General features: G+C 63.3%; 20 protein-coding genes, 1 tRNA gene, 1 other RNA gene and 1 riboswitch. Of the genes, 14 read left to right on the forward strand and 8 right to left on the reverse strand.

All coding sequences use genetic code 11. The features are described from left to right. Positions 1 to 5: 5 nt before the first annotated feature. Both phoU and phoB read left to right on the forward strand, forming a co-directional pair. Positions 6 to 722: a phosphate signaling complex protein PhoU gene (gene phoU, locus GWE18_RS32555; protein WP_275189790.1), complete on the forward strand. Its 717-nt coding sequence runs from the start codon at positions 6 to 8 to the stop codon at positions 720 to 722. Positions 723 to 833: 111 nt separating this feature from the next. Continuing rightward, positions 834 to 1,538 (forward strand): phosphate regulon transcriptional regulator PhoB, encoded by a 705-nt coding sequence (gene phoB, locus GWE18_RS32560; protein ID WP_057853529.1) that lies wholly within the window; start codon positions 834 to 836, stop codon positions 1,536 to 1,538. 169 nt (positions 1,539 to 1,707) lie between these two features. On the opposite strand, the gene GWE18_RS32565 is transcribed toward phoB, so the two are convergent. Beyond that, positions 1,708 to 2,220, reverse strand: coding sequence for a GcrA family cell cycle regulator (locus GWE18_RS32565; protein WP_275189791.1), 513 nt, complete (start codon positions 2,218 to 2,220; stop codon positions 1,708 to 1,710). Positions 2,221 to 2,723: 503 nt separating this feature from the next. Between GWE18_RS32565 and GWE18_RS32570 the strand changes: the two genes are divergently transcribed. The 3 genes from GWE18_RS32570 (at position 2,724) to GWE18_RS32580 (ending at position 6,075) form a co-directional block, all read left to right on the forward strand. Then, on the forward strand, positions 2,724 to 3,932 hold the full coding sequence (locus GWE18_RS32570) for an aspartate aminotransferase family protein (protein WP_275189792.1): 1,209 nt from the start codon (positions 2,724 to 2,726) through the stop codon (positions 3,930 to 3,932). Further along, the gene (argF, locus tag GWE18_RS32575) at positions 3,932 to 4,858 is read left to right on the forward strand and encodes an ornithine carbamoyltransferase (protein WP_275189793.1); all 927 of its coding nucleotides are present in this window, start codon (positions 3,932 to 3,934) and stop codon (positions 4,856 to 4,858) included. Before GWE18_RS32570 ends, argF begins: the two co-directional genes overlap by 1 nt. Positions 4,859 to 5,073: 215 nt before the next feature. Next, positions 5,074 to 6,075, forward strand: coding sequence for an Hsp33 family molecular chaperone (locus GWE18_RS32580; protein ID WP_275189794.1), 1,002 nt, complete (start codon positions 5,074 to 5,076; stop codon positions 6,073 to 6,075). Between the two features lie 781 nt (positions 6,076 to 6,856). Here GWE18_RS32580 and apaG read toward each other — a convergent pair. After that, positions 6,857 to 7,249: a Co2+/Mg2+ efflux protein ApaG gene (gene apaG / locus GWE18_RS32585; RefSeq protein WP_275189833.1), complete on the reverse strand. Its 393-nt coding sequence runs from the start codon at positions 7,247 to 7,249 to the stop codon at positions 6,857 to 6,859. Positions 7,250 to 7,482: 233 nt separating this feature from the next. Here apaG and GWE18_RS32590 point away from each other — a divergent pair, with 233 nt between their 5' ends. From GWE18_RS32590 to GWE18_RS32600, 3 genes are read left to right on the forward strand one after another with little or no spacing between them, the layout of a single operon-like run. Then, positions 7,483 to 8,721 (forward strand): OpgC domain-containing protein, encoded by a 1,239-nt coding sequence (locus GWE18_RS32590; RefSeq protein WP_275189795.1) that lies wholly within the window; start codon positions 7,483 to 7,485, stop codon positions 8,719 to 8,721. After that, positions 8,718 to 9,479 (forward strand): SGNH/GDSL hydrolase family protein, encoded by a 762-nt coding sequence (locus GWE18_RS32595; protein ID WP_275189796.1) that lies wholly within the window; start codon positions 8,718 to 8,720, stop codon positions 9,477 to 9,479. Before GWE18_RS32590 ends, GWE18_RS32595 begins: the two co-directional genes overlap by 4 nt. 13 nt (positions 9,480 to 9,492) lie before the next feature. Beyond that, positions 9,493 to 10,524 carry an SGNH/GDSL hydrolase family protein gene (locus GWE18_RS32600; RefSeq protein WP_275189797.1) on the forward strand — a complete coding sequence of 344 codons (1,032 nt, stop codon included), beginning with the start codon at positions 9,493 to 9,495 and terminating at the stop codon, positions 10,522 to 10,524. A 180-nt stretch (positions 10,525 to 10,704) separates the two neighbouring features. Here GWE18_RS32600 and GWE18_RS32605 read toward each other — a convergent pair whose 3' ends face one another. Beyond that, positions 10,705 to 11,898 carry an O-succinylhomoserine sulfhydrylase gene (locus GWE18_RS32605; protein ID WP_275189798.1) on the reverse strand — a complete coding sequence of 398 codons (1,194 nt, stop codon included), beginning with the start codon at positions 11,896 to 11,898 and terminating at the stop codon, positions 10,705 to 10,707. 71 nt (positions 11,899 to 11,969) lie between these two features. Next, a riboswitch (SAM riboswitch) is annotated at positions 11,970 to 12,049 on the reverse strand. Positions 12,050 to 12,172: 123 nt separating this feature from the next. Between GWE18_RS32605 and GWE18_RS32610 the strand changes: the two genes are divergently transcribed. Then, the gene (locus tag GWE18_RS32610) at positions 12,173 to 13,279 is read left to right on the forward strand and encodes a 2'-deoxycytidine 5'-triphosphate deaminase (protein WP_275189799.1); all 1,107 of its coding nucleotides are present in this window, start codon (positions 12,173 to 12,175) and stop codon (positions 13,277 to 13,279) included. A gap of 131 nt (positions 13,280 to 13,410) precedes the next feature. On the opposite strand, the gene GWE18_RS32615 is transcribed toward GWE18_RS32610, so the two are convergent. Continuing rightward, on the reverse strand, positions 13,411 to 14,745 hold the full coding sequence (locus GWE18_RS32615) for a sorbosone dehydrogenase family protein (RefSeq protein ID WP_275189800.1): 1,335 nt from the start codon (positions 14,743 to 14,745) through the stop codon (positions 13,411 to 13,413). A 241-nt stretch (positions 14,746 to 14,986) separates the two neighbouring features. Between GWE18_RS32615 and GWE18_RS32620 the strand changes: the two genes are divergently transcribed. After that, on the forward strand, positions 14,987 to 16,429 hold the full coding sequence (locus tag GWE18_RS32620; RefSeq protein WP_275189801.1) for an MATE family efflux transporter: 1,443 nt from the start codon (positions 14,987 to 14,989) through the stop codon (positions 16,427 to 16,429). A 234-nt stretch (positions 16,430 to 16,663) separates the two neighbouring features. On the opposite strand, the gene GWE18_RS32625 is transcribed toward GWE18_RS32620, so the two are convergent. The 4 genes from GWE18_RS32625 to GWE18_RS32640 form a co-directional block, all read right to left on the reverse strand. Continuing rightward, on the reverse strand, positions 16,664 to 17,065 hold the full coding sequence (locus tag GWE18_RS32625) for an SRPBCC family protein (RefSeq protein WP_275189802.1): 402 nt from the start codon (positions 17,063 to 17,065) through the stop codon (positions 16,664 to 16,666). 161 nt (positions 17,066 to 17,226) lie between these two features. Beyond that, positions 17,227 to 17,586 (reverse strand): VOC family protein, encoded by a 360-nt coding sequence (locus GWE18_RS32630; RefSeq protein WP_275189803.1) that lies wholly within the window; start codon positions 17,584 to 17,586, stop codon positions 17,227 to 17,229. 51 nt (positions 17,587 to 17,637) lie between these two features. Beyond that, positions 17,638 to 18,477, reverse strand: coding sequence for an AraC family transcriptional regulator (locus GWE18_RS32635; protein ID WP_275189804.1), 840 nt, complete (start codon positions 18,475 to 18,477; stop codon positions 17,638 to 17,640). Positions 18,478 to 18,486: 9 nt separating this feature from the next. Beyond that, positions 18,487 to 19,065, reverse strand: coding sequence for a methylated-DNA--[protein]-cysteine S-methyltransferase (locus GWE18_RS32640; RefSeq protein ID WP_275189805.1), 579 nt, complete (start codon positions 19,063 to 19,065; stop codon positions 18,487 to 18,489). 200 nt (positions 19,066 to 19,265) lie between these two features. Here GWE18_RS32640 and GWE18_RS32645 point away from each other — a divergent pair. The 4 genes from GWE18_RS32645 to GWE18_RS32660 all read left to right on the forward strand — a co-directional run bounded on the left by GWE18_RS32645 (position 19,266) and on the right by GWE18_RS32660 (position 21,345). Next, positions 19,266 to 19,339, forward strand: a tRNA-Gly gene (locus GWE18_RS32645). A 553-nt stretch (positions 19,340 to 19,892) separates the two neighbouring features. Further along, on the forward strand, positions 19,893 to 20,255 hold the full coding sequence (locus GWE18_RS32650) for a hypothetical protein (protein ID WP_275189806.1): 363 nt from the start codon (positions 19,893 to 19,895) through the stop codon (positions 20,253 to 20,255). Between the two features lie 47 nt (positions 20,256 to 20,302). After that, positions 20,303 to 20,664: a transfer-messenger RNA gene (ssrA, locus tag GWE18_RS32655) on the forward strand. A 120-nt stretch (positions 20,665 to 20,784) separates the two neighbouring features. Next, entirely contained in the window at positions 20,785 to 21,345 is a 561-nt protein-coding gene (locus GWE18_RS32660) for a hypothetical protein (protein WP_275189807.1), read from the forward strand. The last annotated feature ends 21 nt before the right edge of the window (positions 21,346 to 21,366 follow it).

Here is a 21,366-nt window from a genome sequence, read left to right on the forward strand (position 1 = left end):
AACAGATGGCATCCGAGCACACCGCCAAGGCGTTCGACAGCGACCTTCAGGAACTGACCCGTCTGGTCGCCGAGATGGGCGGCATGGTCGAGCGCATGATTACCGAATCCGTCGACGCGCTGGTCCGCCGCGACGTCCCGCTCGGCAAGCGGGTCGTTGCGACCGACGTCGAGATCGACCGCCTGCAGCATCTGATCGAGGAGCGCGCGGTGCTAACCATCGCACGGCGCCAGCCGATGGCGATCGATTTGCGCGAGATTGTCGGCGCTATGCGCGTTGCCACCGATCTGGAGCGGATCGGCGACCTCGCCAAGAACATGGGCAAGCGGGTCTCGGCGCTGGAGAACGATTTCCAGCCGCTGAAGCTGATGCGCGGCCTCGAGCACATGACCGATCTGGTGCAGTCGCAGGTCAAGTCTGTGCTGGACGCCTATGCGGCGCACGATCTGCCGGCGGCGATGGCGGTGTGGAAGGGCGACGAGGAAGTCGACGCCATCTGCACCTCGCTGTTCCGCGAGCTCCTGACCTATATGATGGAAGATCCGCGCAACATCTCGTTCTGCATCCACCTGATGTTCTGCGCCAAGAATATCGAGCGGATCGGCGACCATGCCACCAACATCGCCGAAACCGTGTTCTACATGATCGAAGGCCAGCAAATTCTCGACCAGCGCCCGAAGGGCGACATGACGACGTTTGCTACCACCGTACCTAATACTTGATAAAGCGTTCTCGAGCGGAGTGGAGACCGGTTCGCATAGCAATCAAGTTTACGCAGACTGCATAGACATATCTGCGTAGAAAACACGTCAAACAGAAGAGGCAAAAGCAGAATGAGCGCGCGCATTATGGTGGTCGAGGACGAGGAAGCGCTGACCACGCTGTTGCGCTACAACCTCGACGCCGAAGGTTATGATGTCGAAACCGTCGCCCGCGGCGACGACGCGGATACGCGGCTGAAGGAGCGGGTGCCCGATCTTGTGGTGCTCGATTGGATGCTGCCAGGCCTGTCAGGCATCGAACTGTGCCGCCGGCTCCGCGCCCGACCTGAGACCAAGCAATTGCCGATCATCATGCTGACGGCGCGCGGCGAGGAGAGCGAGCGCGTGCGCGGGCTTGCGACCGGCGCCGACGACTACATCGTCAAGCCGTTCTCGGTGCCGGAACTGCTGGCGCGGGTGAAGGGCCTGTTGCGGCGGGCGAGCCCCGAGCGGCTCGCCACCGTGCTCACCTATGGCGACATCGAGCTCGATCGTGAGAAGCGCCGCGTCGCGCGGTCGGGCCGCCAGATCGATCTCGGCCCGACCGAATACCGGCTGTTGGAATTTTTTCTGGAGCATCCCGGCCGCGTCTTCAGTCGCGAGCAGTTGCTCGACAGCGTCTGGGGCCGCGACATCTATATCGACGAACGCACCGTCGACGTTCACATCGGCCGCCTGCGCAAACTGCTCAACCCCGGTCGCGAGCAGGATCCGATCCGCACCGTCCGCGGCGCGGGATATGCGCTGGATGATCGCTTTGCGAAGGTGGAGCCGTAAGGCTCTGCTGTTGTCTCAGCAGACTCAGCCGTCGTCCCCGCGAACGCGGGGACCCATAACCACAAATCTTGATTGTTGAAAAAAGCTGGAGCTCCAGCTCAGCATAACCACAGACACCTGTGGTTATGGGTCCCTGCGTTCGCAGGGACGACAACTACTACCGCGCCCCTTACCTGGTCTGCTTCGGCTGCTGCCTCCGCCGGTCGGCGGCGGGCTGGTAGGCGATGCGCGAGTGGTGCGCGCAGTAGGGCAGTCCGGTGAGCGCCTTGCCGCCGCAGAAGAAGAATTCCGGGCTCGAGGGATCGCCGACCGGCCAGTGACAAGTGGCTTCGTTCAGCTCCAGCAGCGACAGTCGCTGGCTCATCGGCACCACATTGTCGACGGCGATCGGATCAGGCTCCATCTCGAGCTCGAAGGCGTGCGCGAGCGCGGTGTTGCCGCGCGACACCGGCCGCGACACCCGCATCATCTGCTGGGCGGCGGGACGCGCCTTGCGCTGCCGCGGGGCTGCCGAGGAGGGGCTCTTGGCACGGCCGGACAGGCCCAGCCGGTGCACTTTGCCGATCACGGCATTTCGCGTCACATTTCCGAGTTCCGCAGCGATCTGGCTTGCCGATAATCCGGCTTCCCAGAGCTTCTTAAGCTGCTCGACGCGATCGTCTGACCAGGTCAATACCGTCATCGTATTCTTCCCTTCGCATCGCGCCGGCCGATCAGGGGCAGCGCTGGCGACGTCATTCGTCTCAAAAATCCCTGCGGTCAGAATCCCTTAGCCCTCGCCGGACGCGAAAACCGCGCCCGAACGTTTACGCCGTACAAAATGGACTCCAGGGATCAGAACTGCCGCACGAGATGTCGTACCCGACGGGCCAAAAGCTACAATATGGCGGGACTCGGGCGCAAGAGTCCGGGCCCGCGCGTCCACATGTTCCGACATCTAGGCATTGCACTGCGTGTTTTCCACCACACCGCAATCTTACGGATTTCCTTGCCTTGCAGTGCAGGAAAGGCGGCTTCGTGGCGTGTTGACAGCGCCCCCCGCCCACATAGAATACCTCTCACGTGCCGCCCTTAAGAGGCGGCACGTTTCGTTTTCGCAAGACCGGCTGTTGCCGCCTTCGCGCCAATGCACGCGTGTGCTCCGCGGCAGGTTCAAAAGCAGGTCTCAAACCTTCAGTGATTGCCATGACCAATAGCGCCACGTCGCATCTGCTCCCCGTCTTCGCCAGGGTCGATCTCGGCTTCGAAAGCGGCGAGGGCTGCTGGCTGACCGCAACCAATGGCGAGCGCTATCTCGACTTCACCTCGGGCGTTGCGGTCAATGCGCTGGGTCATTGCCATCCGCACCTGATCAAGGCGCTGCAGGAACAGTCGGCAAAGCTCTGGCACATGTCGAACCTGTTCAGGAGCCCGGATGGCGAGAAGCTTGCCGCGCGGCTCTGCGAGCAGAGCTTTGCCGACCTTGTGTTCTTCTGCAATTCCGGCGCCGAGGCGATGGAAGGCGTGATCAAGGTCGTGCGCCGCTACCAATTCTCCAAGGGGCACCCCGAACGCTATCGCCTCATCACCTTCGAGGGCGCGTTCCACGGCCGCACCCTGGGTACGCTCGCAGCGACCGGCTCTGCCAAATACCTCGAAGGCTTTGGGCCGCCGATGGACGGTTTTGACCAGGTGCCGCATGGCGATCTCGAAGCGGTGAAAAAGGCGATCGGTCCGCATACCGCGGGCATCCTGATCGAGCCGGTGCAGGGCGAGGGCGGCGTGCGCTCCGCGCCGCAGGCCTTCTTCAAGGCGCTGCGCCAGCTCTGCGACGAGCATGGCCTCTTGCTCGCATTTGACGAGGTGCAGACCGGCATGGGCCGCACCGGCGATCTCTTCGCCTACAAGCGCGTCGGCGCGACGCCGGATGTGATGTCGCTGGCCAAAGCGCTCGGCGGCGGCTTTCCGATCGGCGCGGTGCTGGCGACCGCGGAAGCCGCCTCCGGCATGACGCCCGGCTCGCACGGCTCGACCTTCGGCGGCAATCCGCTGGCGATCGCTTCCGCCAATGCCGTGCTCGATGTGATGCTGAAGCCCGGCTTCTTCGACCATGTGCAGAAGATGTCGCTGCTCCTGAAACAGAAACTGGCCTCCGTGGTCGATCGCTATCCGGCCGTGCTCTCGGAAGTGCGCGGCGAGGGGCTCCTCGTCGGCGTCAAGGCCGTGGTGCCATCGGGCGATCTCGTCAATGCGCTGCGCGACCAGAAGCTGCTGACGGTGGGCGCCGGCGACAATGTGGTGCGCTTCCTGGCGCCGCTGATCGTGACCGAGGCCGAGATCGACGATTCCGTTCAGATGCTCGAGCGCGCCTGCGTTGCGCTGTCGGGCGCGCCGTTGAAGAAGGCGGCGGGATGATGAGCAAGTCCGTCCGCCATTTCCTCGACATCAGCGAACTGCCGCTGAGCGAATTGCGCAACATGCTGGCCGCCAGTACCGCCATGAAGGCGAAGCTGAAGGCGCACGAAAAGGCCACGAAGCCGCTCGAAGGCAAGACGCTGGCGATGATCTTCGAGCGTCCCTCGACCCGAACGCGGGTGTCGTTCGACGTCGGCATGCGCCAGCTTGGCGGCGAAGCCATCATGCTGACGGGCGCGGAGATGCAGCTCGGCCGCGGCGAGACCATCGCCGACACCGCTCGCGTGCTGTCGCGCTATGTCGATGCGATCATGATCCGCATTCTCAATCACGACGCGCTGTTGGAATTGGCCGCGCACGCAACCGTGCCCGTGATCAACGGGCTGACGCGGCGCTCGCATCCCTGCCAGGTGATGGCCGATTTGATGACCTTCGAGGAGCATCGCGGGCCGATCGAGGGCCGCACCGTGGCATGGACCGGCGACGACAACAACGTGCTGGCGTCCTGGGCGCATGCGGCCGAGCGTTTCAAGTTCAAGCTCAATGTCGCGACCCCGCTGCAGCTCGCGCCGAACAAGGCGATGAAGGACTGGATCAAGGCAACGCAGGCCCCGATCGTGCTCGGCAACGATCCCGAGGCCGCGGTCCGCGGCGCCGATTGCGTCGTCACCGACACCTGGGTATCGATGGGCGACAAGGACGGCGAACACCGCCATAACGTGCTGAAGCCCTATCAGGTCAACGAAAAACTGATGTCGCTGGCGAACAAGGATGCGATCTTCATGCACTGCCTGCCCGCGCACCGCGGCGAAGAGGTCACCGACGAGGTGATCGACGGTCCGCAATCGGTCGTATTCGACGAGGCCGAAAACCGCCTGCATGCGCAAAAAGGCATTCTGGCCTGGTGTTTCAACGAAGTGGCGTAGGTCTCTCCGTCGTCCCTGCGAAAGCAGGTAGCCATACGCCGCGGCCCCAGTAATTGAAGGCAGTGGTTGACGCCTTGCCTTACTCACAACGCCCTGTGGTTATGAGTCCCTGCGCCGAGTGCGCGATTGCGCACGGAGGCAGGGACGCGTGGAGATGGTTTCGCCGGCTCGTCAAGCCCTTTCGTTTTGCATGTTCCGACCCCAGATAAGGCGCCATGGATTCACAATCAGACGTCAAAATCACGACCGAGGCGCCCGTTCGCGCGCCGTCGTCCATTCCCGTCGATGATGCGGTGCTGCCGTTCGAGGTCGCAGCCCTCGATCTGCGCGGACGGCTGACCCGGCTCGGCCCCGCGCTCGACGACATCCTGACCAAGCACGATTATCCGACGCCGGTCGGCAAGCTGCTCGGCGAAGCGATCGTGCTGGCGACGCTGCTCGGATCGGCGCTGAAGTTCGAGGGCCGCTTCATCCTGCAGACGCAGACCGATGGGCCGGTGTCGTTCCTGATCGTGGATTTCCAGTCGCCGGACCGCCTGCGCGCCTATGCGCGCTATGATGCGAGGCGACTGAAGGACGGCCAGGATTCAGGCGCACTGCTTGGCAAGGGCCATCTTGCAATGACCATCGACCAGGGTCAGGACATGAGCCGCTATCAGGGCCTGGTGGCGCTCGACGGCGCCAGCCTGGAAGACGCCGCCCATGAATATTTTCTGCGCTCCGAGCAGATCCCGACCCGCGTGCGGCTCGCGGTCGGCGAGGAATGGCGCGGCGGCGACGGCGGAAAACATCGGTGGCGCGCTGGCGGCATGCTGCTGCAGTTCTTGCCGAAGGCGCCGGAGCGCGCGCGGCAGGCCGATCTGCATCCCGGCGATGCGCCGGAAGGCGCGGTGACGCATTCGCTTGCGGAAGATGATGCGTGGGTCGAGGGGCAGTCGCTGATCGGCACGGTCGAGGATGTCGAGCTGATCGATCCCGATCTGTCGGGCGAGCGCCTGCTGTACCGGCTGTTTCACGAACGCGGCGTGCGCGTGTTCACGCCGCTGCCCCTGCGCGCGCAATGCTCCTGCTCGCGCGAGGCGGTATCGGCGATGCTGAAAAGCTTCGCGCCGAAGGACCGTGCCGAAATGGTCAAGGACGACAAGGTGGTGGTGACCTGCGAGTTCTGCTCCTCGGTGTATGAGTTCACGCCGCACGAGGCGGGCGTGGAGGAGTAGCGGCGTTCGGTCGTAGGGTGGGCAAAGGAGCGTTAGCGACGTGCCCACCATTCGTGCTGCGCTTGTGATGGTGGGCACGCTGCGCTTTGCCCACCCTACAATTCGCGGCCATTTCACTTGTCGGGCAAATCACCGGGCATAACTCCGCGCGTCTCACGGCAGATGAGGGGCGAAGATTCTCGGGGGCGACGGTGGCAAGAAAGCCGTTCACCGGGTAGAGCACGAAGTAAGCCGTAAAGCCATTGCGCAGGGAAGGCCGGAATGCTCCCGCTGCCCTGTATGCTCGTGCGCAGTTTTGTTTGCGCAAATCGCACGCGAGACCGCGGGTGCAGCAAGCACCCGGTCTTCGCTGCGCCCTCTGATTGGAGAGGGCGGGCAAAAGAAGATGCAAACCTCGGGCGATCAGCGTCGCGAGAACGCGAAGGTATGTCACCTCTTTGAAATTGAGTCCTTCCGTCGTCCCTGCGAACGCAGGGACCCATAACCACCGGCGGTAATTGGTTTTGTGATGTCTTTGTCATCTTGTCTTTTCCGGCAACAACGGCCGCGGAGTATGGGTCCCTGCGTTCGCAGGGACGACAGTCCGTGTTGCGCCGTTACCTCCACGTCATTGCGAGCGTAGCGAAGCAATCCACCTCTCCGCCCGCGGCACAATGGATTGCTTCGCGGAGCCTGTCATCCGGCGGCGCTGCGCGCCGACCGGGTGGCTCGCAACGACGCGGATGGGTCGCTGCGTACTGGATGACCACCCTTCGCGGGCGACGAGGAGGGAGCGATGCCCCTAGTTCAACACCCGCTTATTGTCCGGGCTATCCAGCGAGAACGTCGGCACGTCGATCTCGAACCGTTCGCCGCTTTCGCTTACCATCTGGTAGCGGCCGGTCATGAAGCCGGAGGCGGTCGGCAGCGGCACGCCGCTCGTGTATTCGAAGCGCTCGCCCGGCGCGAGTACGGGCTGCTCGCCGACCACGCCTTCGCCGCGGACTTCCTGCTTGCGGCCGGTGGCGTCGGTGATGATCCAGTGCCGGGTGCGGAGCTGCACGGTTTCAGCGCCGGTATTGGTGATGACGATGGTGTAGGACCAGAAATACTGCCCGCGATCGACCGACGAGCGCTCGGGGAGGAAGTTCGGTTCGACGGTGACTACGATCTGGCGGGTGACGGCGCGGTACATGCGGGCAAGCTTCCGGAAATCCTGTTCCGCATCATAGCCAAGAATGCGGGGGGAACCAATCTCCGGCCCGCCGGTTTGCTGGTTGTTTGATCGCGGTTTCAACATAGTTCCATTCTAGAGCGCACCCGCGCGCCGTCCGGCTCCGTAGCTGTTTGCGTATCTTGTTTGCAAGTTGCGGGCCGATATTATCTTTCCCGGACCGTTCACGCCTAAAGCTCAACTAGCGGTGCCAGATGTCGTCCATTGCCGATCCAGTTGCCGGAACGCCTCGCAGCGATGCCAAGGCGGTGTCTGCTGCGCCGGCGATCACGCTGCCGGTGGCTGGCGAGCGCGAATTGCGGCTCGACCTGTTTCGCGGGATGGCGCTGTGGCTGATCTTCATCGACCATCTGCCGGCCAACATCCTGACCTGGTTCACGATCCGCAATTACGGATTTTCCGACGCCACCGAAATCTTCATCTTCATCTCCGGATACACCGCCGCCTTCGTCTACGGCCGCGCGATGCTGGAGGCCGGCTTCGTGGTGGCCACCGCACGCATCTTGCGGCGGGTCTGGCAGATCTACGTCGCGCATGTGTTCCTGTTCACGATCTTCCTGGCGGAAATATCCTACGTCGCGACCCGTTTCGAGAATCCGCTCTACAGCGAAGAAATGGGCATCATGGATTTTCTCAAGCAGCCTGACGTCACCATCGTCCAGGCGCTGCTCCTGAGGTTCCGGCCCGTCAACATGGACGTGCTGCCGCTCTACATCGTGCTGATGCTGTTTCTGCCTATCATCCTGTGGCTGATGAAGTGGCGGGCCGACATCGCGCTGGCGCTGTCGGTGCTGCTGTACGCCCTGACCTGGCACTTCGACTGGTATCTGACGGCCTATCCGAGCGGCTTCTGGATCTTCAACCCGTTCTGCTGGCAGTTGTTGTTCGTGTTCGGTGCCTGGTGTGCGCTGGGCGGCGCGGCGCGCATGTCCCGCATCCTGTCGTCGCCGGTGACGATGTGGATTTGCGTTGCCTATCTCTCGGCCGCCTTCTTCGTCACGCTGACCTGGCACATCCCGCAGCTCAGCTTCCTGATGCCGAAGCGGATCGAACAGTGGATGTATCCGATCACCAAGACGGATCTGGACGTGTTGCGCTTTGCCCATTTCCTGGCGCTGGCGGCCCTCACCGTGCGCTTCCTGCCCAAGAATTGGTCGGGCCTGAAATCACCGTGGCTGCGACCATTGATCCTGTGTGGCCAGCATTCGCTTGAGATATTTTGTCTCGGCATCTTCCTTGCTTTTGCAGGACACTTCGTGCTGGCCGAAGTTTCCGGGGGTGCTTTCACGCACGCCATGGTCAGCCTTGCCGGAATCCTCATCATGTGGGGCGTGGCGTGGGTGATTTCGTGGTACAAGCATTCGGCCGACAAAGGAGCGTCGAAAACGAAAATCGCGGGTGGCAACGCCGACATGGCGGGAGGAAGCGCATGAGGCCCGGCGCGGGAGCTGTGCTGGTTCTGACCCTGTTCGTCGGTCTTGCAGCCGCCGGTTTTGCGCGCGCCCAGGATGCCGCCCCTCAGACCTGCGAAGTCCCAAGCCATCTCCTCTCCACCGAGAGCACGCTTCCGAAGGTGGCCGAGGCCGTCAAGAACGCCCGGCCGCTGACCGTCCTGGTGGTGGGGAGCCGGTCATCGACCATCCTTTCCTCCGAAAACAGCGCCTATCCGGCCAAGCTGCAGGCGGCCCTGAAGGAAAAGCTGCCCTCGACCCCGATCAACCTCTCCATAGAATTACAGACCGGCAAGACGGCCGAGGAGGTGGACGCCAACCTCGTTAAGCTGGTGGAAGCAAAAAGGCCTACTTTGGTCATCTGGCAGACGGGAACCGTCGATGCTATGCGATCCGTCGATCCCGATGATTTTCGCGGTGCCGTCGAAGAGGGAGTTGCTGCGCTGCAAAATGCGGGATCCGATGTGGTTCTGGTCAATCTGCAATACAGCCCACGGACGGAAACGATGATTTCTGCTCCGCCATACCTGGATAATATGCGCGTGGTGGCGCAGCAGCATAATGTTCCGCTGTTCGACCGGTTTGCCATCATGCGTCACTGGAACGACGCCGGAGATTTCGACCTGTTCAGTACTTTTCACGGCACCGACATGGCTAAACGGGTTCATGCTTGCCTCGGCCGCGCGCTGTCGAAATTTGTGCTCGATGCGGCCCGCCTCGATCAGGCGCAGCAGAATTAGGGAACCAGCGTTAATGAGTCGTCACTGCCCTTTTCGTTTGTCGACATTGCTGGCTGCCTCTGCCGCGGCCCTGGCGCTGTTGACCCCTGTCTCGATGCTTCCGCTGCGTGCCCAGACGGCCCTGCAGCAGACCGCCCAGCAGGCGGCGCTGTCCGATAACGCCAAAACTGACAACAAGCCCGAACAGAAGCCCACGGCTGAAAGCACTCCGCCGCAGACAGCGCCGACGGCCGCGGCCAATCCGACTGCGCAGAAGGGCATCACCGGCAAGGCGATCGACAAGGTAAAGGAGGTCGCTAAATCGGCCGGCGACATCTTCAGCCGCGTACCCTGCCTGCCGCCGAAGGGCGCCTCCAAATCGATGGGGTCGCTGCCGCGCGTCGCAAACAAGCTCGTCGCGGGTCAGCCGGTCGTGATTGTCGCGTTCGGATCGTCATCGACTGCCGGCTACGGCGCGACGTCTCCGGAATTCAACTACCCTAACCGGCTCGCCGCGCAATTGCGCCGGCAATATCCGACGGCCCACATCTCCGTCATCAACGCCGGCAAGGGCGGCGAGGACGCGCCGGAAATGATGAAGCGGCTGCAGACCGCCGTGATCGACATGCGTCCGGATCTGGTGATCTGGCAGGTCGGCACCAATGCCGTGCTGCGCAACCTCGATCCGGGTGAGACTGCAAAACTCGTCGAGGAAGGCATCGCGCGCATTCAGGCTGTTGGAGCCGACATCGTGCTGATCGATCCGCAATATTCGCCGCGGGTCAACGAGCACGCGGAAAGCGCCGGCAAGATGATGAAGCTGCTGAACAAGACCGCCGAGCTTCGCAAGGTCGGCGTCTTCCCGCGCTTCGCGGTGATGAAGGACTGGCACGAGCGGCAGGCGATCCCGATCGAGAATTTCGTGATCGCCGACGGCCTGCACATGAGCGACTGGGGCTACGCCTGCTTCGCGCAACTGCTCGGCGACGACATCATCAAGTCGGTCGGCCAGATCAAGCTCGGCGTCAACGTGCCGTCGGATGTGCGGGCGTACCGGCCGATGTAGCCGTCGTCCCTGCGAACGCAGGGACCCATACGCCGCGGCCCGAATGATGGAAGGCAGAATTCGTAGGGTGGGCAAAGGCGCGTTAGCGCTGTGCCCACCATTCCATCCTGGCACGCGCTGTGAGATGGTGGGCACGCTACGCTTTGCCCACCCTACACATTCTACGTGCGTAGCGTCACTTCACGCCTTCTCCAGCGCCGCCGCAAAATCCTCGATCAGATCATCGGCATGCTCGAGTCCGGCCGAGAAGCGGATGAAGCCCTCGCTGATGCCGAGCTCGGCGCGCGCCTCCGGCGTCAGCCGTTGGTGCGTCGTGGTCGCGGGATGGGTGACGAGGCTCTTGGCGTCGCCGAGATTGTTGGAGATGCGCGAGATCTGCAGCGCGTTGAGGCAGCGGAACGCGGCCGCCTTGCCGCCCTTGACCTCGAAGCCGATCAGGGTCGAGCCGGCGCGCATCTGCTTTTTCACCAGCGCGGCCTGCGGGTGATCGGGGCGGCCGGGATAGATCAGCCGCGAAATCTTCGGGTGCGACGCGAGCGCGTTCGCCACCTTGGCGGCCGTCTCGGTCTGCGCGCGCACGCGCACGCCAAGCGTCTCCAGCCCCTTCAGCAGCACCCACGCGTTGAACGGCGACATCGACGGACCGGTCTGGCGCATGAAATTGTGGATGTGCTCGGCGATGAACGCTTCCGAGGACAGGATGATGCCGCCGAGGCAGCGGCCCTGGCCGTCGATATGTTTGGTGGCCGAATAGATCACGACGTCGGCGCCGAGCGACAGCGGGCTCTGCCAGATCGGGGTGGCGAATACGTTGTCCACGATCAGCCGCGCGCCGCCCTTGTGCGCGATCTCGGCGATCGACTGGATGTCCAAAATGTCGAGCGTCGGGTTGGTCGGGCTCTCCAGGAAACACGTCTTGGTGTTCGGCTGCATCGCGCGTTTCCACTGGTCGAGGTCGAGGCCGTCGACCAGGGTGGACTGGATGCCGTAGCGCGGCAGCAGGTCCTCCACCACATAGCGGCAGGAGCCAAACATCGCCTTCGCCGCCACCACGTGGTCGCCGGCCTTCAACGGCGCGAGGATCGCGGTGGTCACCGCCGCCATGCCGGTCGCGGTCGCGCGCGCGGCTTCCGCGCCTTCGAGCTCGATCATGCGCCGCTCGAACATCGAGATGTTCGGATTGGAGAAGCGCGAATAGAGAAAGCCGGGATCTTCGCCCTTGAATCGCGCCTCGCATTGCTCGGCCGTATCGTAGATGAACCCCTGCGTCAGGAACAGCGCCTCGGACGTCTCGCCGAATTGCGAGCGCAGGGCGCCGGAATGCACCAGCTTGGTTTCGGGGCGAAAACGCTTGGTAGAACCAGTCTCAGACATGTGACCTCCGCCGTGACCACCGGAAAATGGTCACAAAAAAACCGGCCTGGAAAAATCTCCACAGGCCGGGATCACACGTGTCCCCGGCCTGTTTAGCGACTTATTTAACGTGGCTGCAAGCCGGCCGGCTCAAATCACCACGGGATAAGTCATGCTGATATTCGCTTGCGCCCTTTCAGTCAAGGCGGCCATCGGATAACCCGTAAAAGCCCATATTTATGAGGTTTGGATGACATTTGGGCATCCGAAAAGGGCCGCCTCAGAGGATCGCGCCGTGCCGTTCACGCTTCCGCCCGACGCCAACGGAATTCTGCCCGACCGCATGATCGCAGCGATGGCCGATGCGGGCCTGATCCTGCCGGAATATCCGTTTGTCGAAAGCCAGATCCAGCCGGCGAGCCTCGATTTGCGGCTGGGCGACATCGCCTACCGGGTGCGCGCCAGTTTCCTGCCCGGCCCCGGCGCCACCGTCGCCGAGCGCATCGACGAGCTGAAGCTGCACGAGATCGACCTTTCCGACGGCGCGGTGCTGGAGACCAACTGCGTCTACATCGTGCCGCTCTTGGAGAGTCTGGCGCTGCCGCCGCAGATCGTGGCTGCCGCCAATCCGAAGAGCTCCACCGGGCGGCTCGACGTGTTCACCCGCGTGATCGCCGATGGCACCCGCCGCTTCGACATGATCGGCGCGGGCTATCACGGTCCGCTCTATGCCGAGATCAGCCCGAAGACGTTTCCGGTGCTGCTGCGCGAGGGCTCGCGGCTTTCGCAGGTGCGCTTCCGCGCCGGCGACGCCATCCTCAATGCCGACGAGCTCGACGCGCTGCACGGTGCCGAGCGGTTGGTCGATATTGATGATGCCGATCTCGCCAATGGCGTCGCGCTATCAGTCGATCTCTCCGGCGAGAATACGTCAGGCTTCGTCGGCTACCGCGCCAAGCGTCACACGGGGGTGGTCGATATCGACCGTCGCGGCGGCTACGCCGTCGACGAATTCTGGGAGCCGATCCCGGCGCGTCCAGACGGCAGCCTGATCCTCGATCCCGGCGAGTTCTACATCCTGGCCTCCAAGGAAGCCGTGCAGGTGCCGCCGGATTACGCCGCCGAGATGGTGCCGTTCGACCCGCTGGTCGGCGAATTCCGCGTGCACTATGCCGGCTTCTTCGATCCCGGCTTCGGCTATGCCGGCGCCGGCGGCCAGGGCGCGCGCGCCGTGCTCGAGGTCCGCTCGCGCGAGGTGCCGTTCATCCTGGAGCACGGCCAGATCGTCGGCCGGCTGGTCTATGAGAAAATGCTGTCGCGGCCCGACGCTCTGTACGGCCAGCGCATCGGCTCGAACTACCAGGCGCAGGGCCTGAAGCTAAGCAAGCATTTCCGGGTGTGACAGCGGCCTCCATGCCGCGGTCCTCATCCTGAGGAGCGCGCATCGCGCGCGTCTCGAAGGATGGCCGCAGGCGAAATCGCGGCCTCACGGTTCGAGACGCGCGAAGACGCGCTCCTCACCATGAGGGGCTTTCACCGCGACGCCGATTTCGCCGCCGGCGTCACGCGCCAGATCGTGTTGCCGACGTCGTCGGCGACAAGCAACGCGCCCTGCTTGTCGAGCCGCAGGCCGACCGGACGGCCTTGCGCTTCGCCCTGGTCGTTGAGAAAGCCGGTCAGCACGTCCTGCGGCGGGCCAGATGGCTTGCCGTCCTTGAAGGGTACGAAGATCACCTTGTAACCCGAGGGCGGCCTGCGATTCCACGAGCCGTGCTGGCCGATGAAGGCGCCGCCTTCCATTTCGGGCGGGAACAGATTTCCGGTATTGAAGACGAGACCGAGCGAAGCCGTGTGCGCGCCGAGCGCATAATCCGGGGACATCGCCTTCTGAACGAGGTCGGGCCGGCGCGGTTCGACGCGCGTGTCGACGCGATCGCCGAAATAGCTGTACGGCCAGCCGTAGAACGCGCCCTCCTTCACCGAGGTCATGTAGTCGGGGACGAGATCGTTGCCGAGTTCGTCGCGCTCGTTGACGACAACCCAGAGCTCGCCGGTCTTCGGATTCCAGGCCGGTCCGTTAGGGTTGCGCAAGCCCGACGCGAACACGCGCCATTGGCCGCTGGCGCGATCGACCTCAAGCACCGCGGCGCGATCCTTCTCGGCCTCCATGCCGTTCTCGCCGATATTGCTGTTGGAGCCGACGGTTACATAAAGCTTGCTGCCGTCGGGACTGGCGGTGAGATCCTTGGTCCAGTGGTGATTGATCGGGCCCGCAGGCAAGTCTGCCAGCTTGACGCCGGGTGCGCTGATTTTGGTGTCTCCCTCGCGATAGGGGAATTTCACGATCGCGTCGGCATTGGCGACATAAAAATCTTCGCCGACCAGCACCATGCCGAACGGCGAACTCAGGTTGCTGATGAAGGTACTTCTCGTCTCGGCGACGCCATCGCCATCGGCATCACGCAACAGGGTGATGCGATTGGCGCTCGGAACCCCTGCGCCCGCCCGGTTCTGCGCCAACCCATAGATGAAGCCCTTGATGCTGAAGCCGCTCTGCTTCGGCGGCGCGTTGCTCTCGGCGACCAGCACGTCGCCGTTCGGCAGCACATAGACCGTGCGCGGATGCTCGAGCCCGGTCGCGAAGGCGGCGACCGTCATGCCATTGGCGGCGACAGGCTTGGCGCCCTCGGGCCAGCGGTTGACCGAGGCGATATCGACCGTCGGGATCCATGAATGTTCCGGCGGCGGCAGGGTGGGCGAAGGACCGTAAGTCTGTGCGACGGTAGCCGTTTCCTTGGACTCGTTGCAGGAGGCAAGCGGCAGCGCCAGGGCGCCGACGCATATTGCCAATAGGATGTTGTTGCGCATGGCGGAGTTCCCCGCAGATGTCGGCTTTACAACGGGGTGTCGACCTGAACGTTCGTAGACTCCGATGAATTCCCCGTGAAACGGCTGGCCGGCCGTGCCCCCGCGTGCACCGATGGAGCGCACGGGCGTCGCCGCCCGCAATCCCGCAGGCCCCCATTGCGCCCCGCGCACGTGGAATCACGCCCCGCCATGCTAGGAACAGCGCGCCGCGGCCACCCAAGCCCGTGCGCAGGGAGCAGAAATGTCCGACCTCGGCGTTGCCGACATTCCCGTCGACGAGAAGGAGCGCCCGCTTCCGCCGCCGGAAGCGCCGACGAAGAACGCGCTGCTCGACGGCCCGATCCTGCGCACGCTGCTGTGGCTGGCCTGGCCCAACGTGATCGCGCTGACCGCAGGCACCTGCGTCGTGATCGCGGAAACCTCCTATATCGGCCGGCTGGGCGTGGAGTCGCTGGCTGCGATGGCGCTGGTGTTTCCGATCGTGATCCTGACCATGACCATGTCGGGCGGGGCGATGGGCGGCGGTGTGGCCTCGGCCATCGCACGCGCGATCGGCGCGGGCGATCTCGACCGCGCCTCGACGCTGGCCGCGCATGCGCTGCTGATCGGCCTCTGCTTCGGGCTCACCTTCATGCTGGGCATGCTGATCTTCGGCCCCGCGCTTCTGGAATTGCTCGGCGGCCGCGGCAACGTGCTGACGCAGGCGGTCGCTTACACGCAAATATTCTTCGGCGGCGCCGTCGTGCCGTGGCTGATGAACACGATGTCGGGGATCTTGCGCGGCACCGGCAACATGAAGCTGCCGTCGCTGCTGATGCTCTCCTCGGCGATTTGCCAGATCATTCTCGGCGGCACGCTGGGCTTGGGCCTCGGCCCGATCCCGCAGTTCGGCATGCGCGGCGTCGCGGCGGGCTCGCTGATCGCCTACCTGATCAGCATTTCCGTGATGTCATGGTATCTGTTCTCGGGCCGCGCGCGCGTCATTCCCAAGATCCGCGGCCTTCGCATTCGCATGCCGATGTTCATCGACATCCTGAAGGTTGGCGCGATTTCCTGCTTCTCGCCGCTGCAGTCGGTGCTGACCATCAGCATCTTCACCCACATGCTGGCGAGTTTCGGCACCGAAATCCTGGCCGGCTACGGCATCGGCGCGCGGCTCGAATTCATGCTGACGTCGATCGCATTCGCCGTCGGCATCGCCTCGGTGCCGATGGTCGGCATGGCTGTCGGTGCGCAGCGCATCGCGCGGGCTCGCAAGATCGCCTGGACGGCGGGGCTCGTCGCGTTCGTATCGGTCGGCGCGGTCGCGGTCCCCATCGCTGCTTTCCCCGATATCTGGGTCAACCTCTTCACCGATGATGCGAGCGTGCGGGCCGCCAGCCGTCAATATCTGTCGACGGCGGCGCCGATGTACGCGTTCATCGGGCTCGCTACAACATCCTACTTTTCATCGCAGGGCGCGGCGAAGGTGCTTGGCCCCGTGCTGGCGCAGACCGCGCGGCTATTGTTCATCGGCGCCGGTGGCTGGTGGCTGTCGACGCACGGCGCCACCGCGCAAAACTTCTTCGTGCTGGCGGCGGCGTCGATGGTGCTGCTCGGCGTGCTGTCTTGCGCCAGCGTGATCCTGACCCGCTGGGGGCCGAAGCCGCGGCCTGCGCCTGCGGTCAGGCCGGCGTTGTTGTGACGGCCGTCATTGCGAGCCAACGGTCGGGCGAATGCCCGCCCGATGACAGGCTCCGCGGAAGCAATCCATACCCCCGCTCGGGGATAGAATGGATTGCTTCGTCGCTTCGCTCCTCGCAATGACGAAAATAGCTACCTTCGCCGATGTCTCCGGCCGTGACGACCACCGCTGACATTGGGCATGCGCATCAGCAGGGAGCTGATCGGTGAGAAAGCTCACGTTCGTATGAGGCCTTTAGGCCGCGTTGCGCCCCAGCGCCTTTTGCATCGCCGAGAGGCCGAGATCCATCTGCGCGTCCATGTAGGGCGCGATCTCGTTCGGCAGCACGTCGGCGATCCACACGAAGCGGGTGCGGCCGTCGCTCTCGGCAAAGACCTGTGCGGACGCGCTGTGCTGCTTGATGCGCTCGCTGACGATGGCGTAGACCAGCCGGCGCTTCTTGTCGTCGCAATCGACCGGAATTTCGCGCGCCACCGTGCCATTCGAGAACGTGACAATGCGGGCGTCGCCGTCGAGCTTGGTGTCGGTCACGAAGCCGGGCACCAGCCGCGTATGCAGCGCGCCGAAATCGCGCAGCGCGTCCCAGACGTCTGCAGGGTTCGCGTCGATGAGGATTTCCTTGTGAATGGAAGCCATGATGATGAGTCCTTTGTTGTTGGGTTGGTAGGGTGGGCAAAGGCGCGCTTGCGCCATGCCCACCATCTATCCAGGATTGTCAGCTTGATTGGTGGGCACGCTTCGCTTTGCCCACCCTACGATTTTCGCTCCTCGCGATGACGGCGGTGAGAGTTGGTGCCCTACGTGCAAACCGCCTCGACATTGTTGCCGTCGGGATCGATCAGGAACGCCGCGTAATAGGTCGGGCTGTAATCCGTCCGCGGCCCGGCGCCGCCATTGTCGCGGCCGCCGGCCTTCAGGCCCTCGGCGTGGAATTTCTCGATCGCCGCATGATCCTTGGCGCGGAACGCAACATGCGCGCCGCTATTCGCCGATCCCTTGTGCAAGTGTAGCCAGAGCGCCGGTGCGCCCTTGGGGCCAAAGCCCGCGCCGGAATCGTCGCGCGAGCACAGCACGAAGCCGAGAGGCGCGAGCGCTGCCGTATAGAAGCGCACGCTCGCGTCGAGGTCGCCGACACGTAATCCGATGTGGTCGTACATGATATTCTCCAGTTGAAGCGCGCGAACTCGCGCGTCCCGGAGAAAGCCTAGCTAGTGGAGGGCCAGCCGTTCTTGGAAAATCTTGCGCCTGCCCCGCGATGCCTGGCGGAACTTCAGCGGCGAGATGCCGGCGGCGCGATGGAAGGTGCGCACGAAATTGGAGAGGTCGGCAAAGCCGACATCGTAGGCGATACCGGTAACCGGACTATCGTCGTCGGCCAGCCGCCGCGCGGCATGGCGCAGCCGCGAACGCACCAGATATTGATGCGGGGTAACGCCGAGCACCTCCGAGAACAGCCGCAGGAAGTGGAACGGGCTAATACCGGCCTGCGCGGCAGCATCTTCGAGGCCGATCGCCTGGTGCGAATGGGCGTCGATCCACAGCGCAGTCTCGACTGCGCGGCGGCGGTCGCGCGCCGCGTCGGGACCGGATTTGCGTGGCTTGCCAGAGACCACCTCGACAAAACGGCTCGCCAGCACCTGGCCGATCTCGTCGAGGCCGATATCGCTGCTGCCATCTGCTGCCGATTGCGCCAGTTCGCCCAGCACCACCAGTTCCGGCAACGGCGGCGCCGAGCCGATCTGCCAGGGCGTCTTGCTGTCGCTGATCGCTTCCACCAGTTCGGGGGCGAGGAAGAATGACAGGCACTCGTCGCCGCAGACGTGCTCGTGGGTGCACGTATATTCGTCGCCGGGATGGCCGATCAGCACCGATCCCGCCACCAGTTCGCTGAACTTGCCGCGGCAATGCAGGCCGAAACTGCCCTTGCGCACATAGGAGATCGAATAGCGGCTGTGCTGCTCCGCAAACGGCTTATCGCCGGGCCCCGCGGTGCAGCGGAAGTCGGAAACAGAGATGGATTTACGTTCCAGGAGCGTGGTCACGTTCATCCGGCAGATCTAGGGATGCCGCGGCGGCGGTGCAACCGGCAGCAGCACATCGAACAGCGTCTTGCTGGAGGTCGGGCTGGCGCCCTCGATCGAGAGTAGCCGGCGCTTGGAGATCGCCCCGCCATGGGCTGAGATCTTGTCGGCATAATTGCCCGCCTCGAGCACGCGATGGCAGGGCACGATGATCATGAAGGGATTGCGGGCGATCGCCTGCGCCACCGAATTGGTCGCCCCCGATGCGCGAAGGTGTGCTGCGACTTCCGGATAGGTGCGGGTCTCCCCGCGCGGGATCGCGCGCGCATAGGCATAGACGCGCTGGTTGAAGGCGGGAATGCCGGTCATATCCAGCGCGATGTCGGCAAGATCGGCCTCGCCGCCACGCAGCAGCGCAGTCATGCCTTCGATCGCGAGCTGGACATTCGCCGGAGGGCGAAGCTCGCGGGCGTCAGGATAAAGCTGATACAGCCGCCGCCGTGTATCGATCTCGCGAATTTCGGGAAGCTGCACGCCGATAACACCCGCCGCGCCCCATACGATGGCGCAGCGACCGATCCCGGTATCGAAAATGGTGTATCCGCGCCCCGTCATACGCCAATCTGCCCCAACCAATAATCATAGCACCGGAATGGAATCGCGCATCTGGATTTTTTGGAAGTTAAGAACGTCGCTGAAAGTCGGATCGAACCGCTTGGCGGATCGCGTCAGGTCGGCTAATCATGGCGAGCATGATCCGGAAAAGTGGTCACCGGTTTTCCGAAAAGATCATGCTCAATACGAAAGAGCGACCCGCGGGCGTAGTTCAATGGTAGAACGGCAGCTTCCCAAGCTGCATACGAGGGTTCGATTCCCTTCGCCCGCTCCAAGCTTCCTTATGCAATACACAGCATGACTGCCGGGCCTACCGGCTCTGTGACGGTGCGACGATGAGTGCAGCGCGCATCCAGCCCCGTTGTTGTCGCAGGAGTAGCGGGACGACAGCTTAGTTGGCTTGCTGTGCCATTAATCGCAAGGGCGGCTGGAGCGGACATGAGGCGAAAGCCGCGATGCGATCAGCTTAAAGCCGCTGGCAAAGTCTCGTAGCTAATTCGTCGCGAAATCCGCCTCACACCGTGCCTGCGTTTCAAGCGCCCTTTGCCGGCGATGAGTGCAGTCTGCACTTCAGCCTCCTCCGTGTTTCTACGGTCGAGAGATCGCTCGACGGTAAATCGGCGCGCCGACAAGGAACGCCGAGAGCTTCTCCGCTGCACTGGTAGGACCTCCGACTTCGTTCCGCACGAATAGGAAAGCAACAGTCTGGCCTGAAAAGCTCGCCGCTCAGAAAAGAGGCTCGCATTTTCTTTAGAATCTGGCCTCCTTTGGTTGCCGGAGAGTTCGTGTGATTCGCGAATTAATGACAGTCCAGAATGGAGGCTGCCATGAAAGCGTTCGGTCGCGTACTAACGATGTTCGGTATTCTTCTGGCGTTCCGTGCTGACGCTCACGATGCGTCGATGCCGCACCACGAGTGGTTCAACAGACAGGAAATGAACCCTGCCGTCCAACACCGGCTCGGTGTTCCTTGGAAATCGTGTTGCGACAATGGCGATGTGTTCAAAACACGCTTCCGCGTCGCAGAAGACCATTCGGACCAGTGGCAATACCTCAAAGACGGCCAGTGGAAAGTCATCCCACCCGACATCATCAAGTCTGAAGACACGCCAGATCATTTGCCCGTGCTGTTCATAAACAAGAGGACAGGCGACGAGCTCTGCTTCTTCGTGCCGAAGGGTGGATTGTGATGCCTTAGACCTGGCGCCAGCTCGACCCGTCGACCACGGGCAACAGAAGCCTATCTTTCACCGGCGATCACGCGTAGGGTCGCCTCGTCGCAAGACGATGGCGCTGAACCTTAGAGTGGACTGCGGGCAGACCCGGGGGCAGTACCCGGCGCCTCCACCTTAGCAGCTTGAGCTTAAAGGTCTCATCTCGGTGAGATCGATTCTGCCGGAAGGTCGAATCCCAAGGCTGCTAAGGCGGGGGCGAACCAGGATCGATGGTCGCAAAGAAGCTCTGAATTGTGCTCGGCATGATACCGCCGTTATCGGGTCAAAAACCTAAATGCAAACGATAACGTTGCATTGAACGAAGTGCGCCTCGCGGCGTAACCTGTTCGGGGTTGGTCCACCTGGCAACAGAACGGCCATCGCCGCGTCAGCCTTCGGGTTGGCGCGGCTTTTATTTGCAGTCTGCCCACCTCACTTGCGTTGCCTTCAATCTCGGTCCTTGCCGTGCTAGGCGTAGGGCATGTCGCAAAAAAAGGAGTGAGCGTTGACGCAGGCGATCACCTCCGCTGGCACCTCTCGCAACAACCTGCTGATGGTCGCCGCCGACGGCGTCATATCCGGCATTCTCACCCCGCTATTGCCGGCGCTGATCGACAAGATCGGCGGTCCCGGCCAGCTTCGCATTTCGCTGATCGCGGTGCCGTTCGCCGTGCTCATCTTCATTCTGGTGCGGCGCTTCAGCGCCAATCCGCTTTGGGCAGCCATGCTTGCCGCCATCGTCACTATGATCGCGTTCGTCTGCGCAGTGAATGCGGCCATCTTTATCGAGGGGCAGACCGCGGGCGCGGCCACGGTTATGCGCTATCTGCTCGCCGGATTGACCGGCGGCCTTGTCGGCACCGCCGTGATGGCGCTGGGGATCGGCCTGTTGCCTTCGGGGCCGCGTCAGGCCGCCGCGTGGTGGCCGATGCTGATCACGGGTACGCTCACCGGCACGCTGCTCGCGCTCGACAATGCGTTCGGCCTCGATCAAATCTCATTCCTCTATCCCGTCTGGCAGGCGGCAGTCGCGGTGCGGCTGGTGATGGCGCTGCGGTCGTCCTGACGGCCCGGATCCGCGCGCAGC

It is taken from the genome of Bradyrhizobium sp. CSA112 (genome assembly GCF_029051645.1).
GTDB lineage: Bacteria > Pseudomonadota > Alphaproteobacteria > Rhizobiales > Xanthobacteraceae > Bradyrhizobium.

Coding starts and splice junctions, on each gene's coding strand:
- GWE18_RS32570 (WP_275189792.1), top strand. CDS start 2,724: ATGACCAATAGCGCCACGTCGCATCTGCTCCCCGTCTTCGCCAGGGTC.
- GWE18_RS32605 (WP_275189798.1), bottom strand. CDS start 11,898: ATGTCTGAGACTGGTTCTACCAAGCGTTTTCGCCCCGAAACCAAGCTG.
- GWE18_RS32565 (WP_275189791.1), bottom strand. CDS start 2,220: ATGACGGTATTGACCTGGTCAGACGATCGCGTCGAGCAGCTTAAGAAG.
- phoU (WP_275189790.1), top strand. CDS start 6: ATGGCATCCGAGCACACCGCCAAGGCGTTCGACAGCGACCTTCAGGAA.
- GWE18_RS32595 (WP_275189796.1), top strand. CDS start 8,718: ATGAGGCCCGGCGCGGGAGCTGTGCTGGTTCTGACCCTGTTCGTCGGT.
- GWE18_RS32590 (WP_275189795.1), top strand. CDS start 7,483: ATGTCGTCCATTGCCGATCCAGTTGCCGGAACGCCTCGCAGCGATGCC.
- GWE18_RS32630 (WP_275189803.1), bottom strand. CDS start 17,586: ATGTACGACCACATCGGATTACGTGTCGGCGACCTCGACGCGAGCGTG.
- apaG (WP_275189833.1), bottom strand. CDS start 7,249: ATGTACCGCGCCGTCACCCGCCAGATCGTAGTCACCGTCGAACCGAAC.
- GWE18_RS32640 (WP_275189805.1), bottom strand. CDS start 19,065: ATGACGGGGCGCGGATACACCATTTTCGATACCGGGATCGGTCGCTGC.
- GWE18_RS32600 (WP_275189797.1), top strand. CDS start 9,493: ATGAGTCGTCACTGCCCTTTTCGTTTGTCGACATTGCTGGCTGCCTCT.
- argF (WP_275189793.1), top strand. CDS start 3,932: ATGAGCAAGTCCGTCCGCCATTTCCTCGACATCAGCGAACTGCCGCTG.
- GWE18_RS32615 (WP_275189800.1), bottom strand. CDS start 14,745: ATGCGCAACAACATCCTATTGGCAATATGCGTCGGCGCCCTGGCGCTG.
- GWE18_RS32620 (WP_275189801.1), top strand. CDS start 14,987: ATGTCCGACCTCGGCGTTGCCGACATTCCCGTCGACGAGAAGGAGCGC.
- GWE18_RS32580 (WP_275189794.1), top strand. CDS start 5,074: ATGGATTCACAATCAGACGTCAAAATCACGACCGAGGCGCCCGTTCGC.
- GWE18_RS32650 (WP_275189806.1), top strand. CDS start 19,893: ATGAAAGCGTTCGGTCGCGTACTAACGATGTTCGGTATTCTTCTGGCG.
- GWE18_RS32635 (WP_275189804.1), bottom strand. CDS start 18,477: ATGAACGTGACCACGCTCCTGGAACGTAAATCCATCTCTGTTTCCGAC.
- phoB (WP_057853529.1), top strand. CDS start 834: ATGAGCGCGCGCATTATGGTGGTCGAGGACGAGGAAGCGCTGACCACG.
- GWE18_RS32625 (WP_275189802.1), bottom strand. CDS start 17,065: ATGGCTTCCATTCACAAGGAAATCCTCATCGACGCGAACCCTGCAGAC.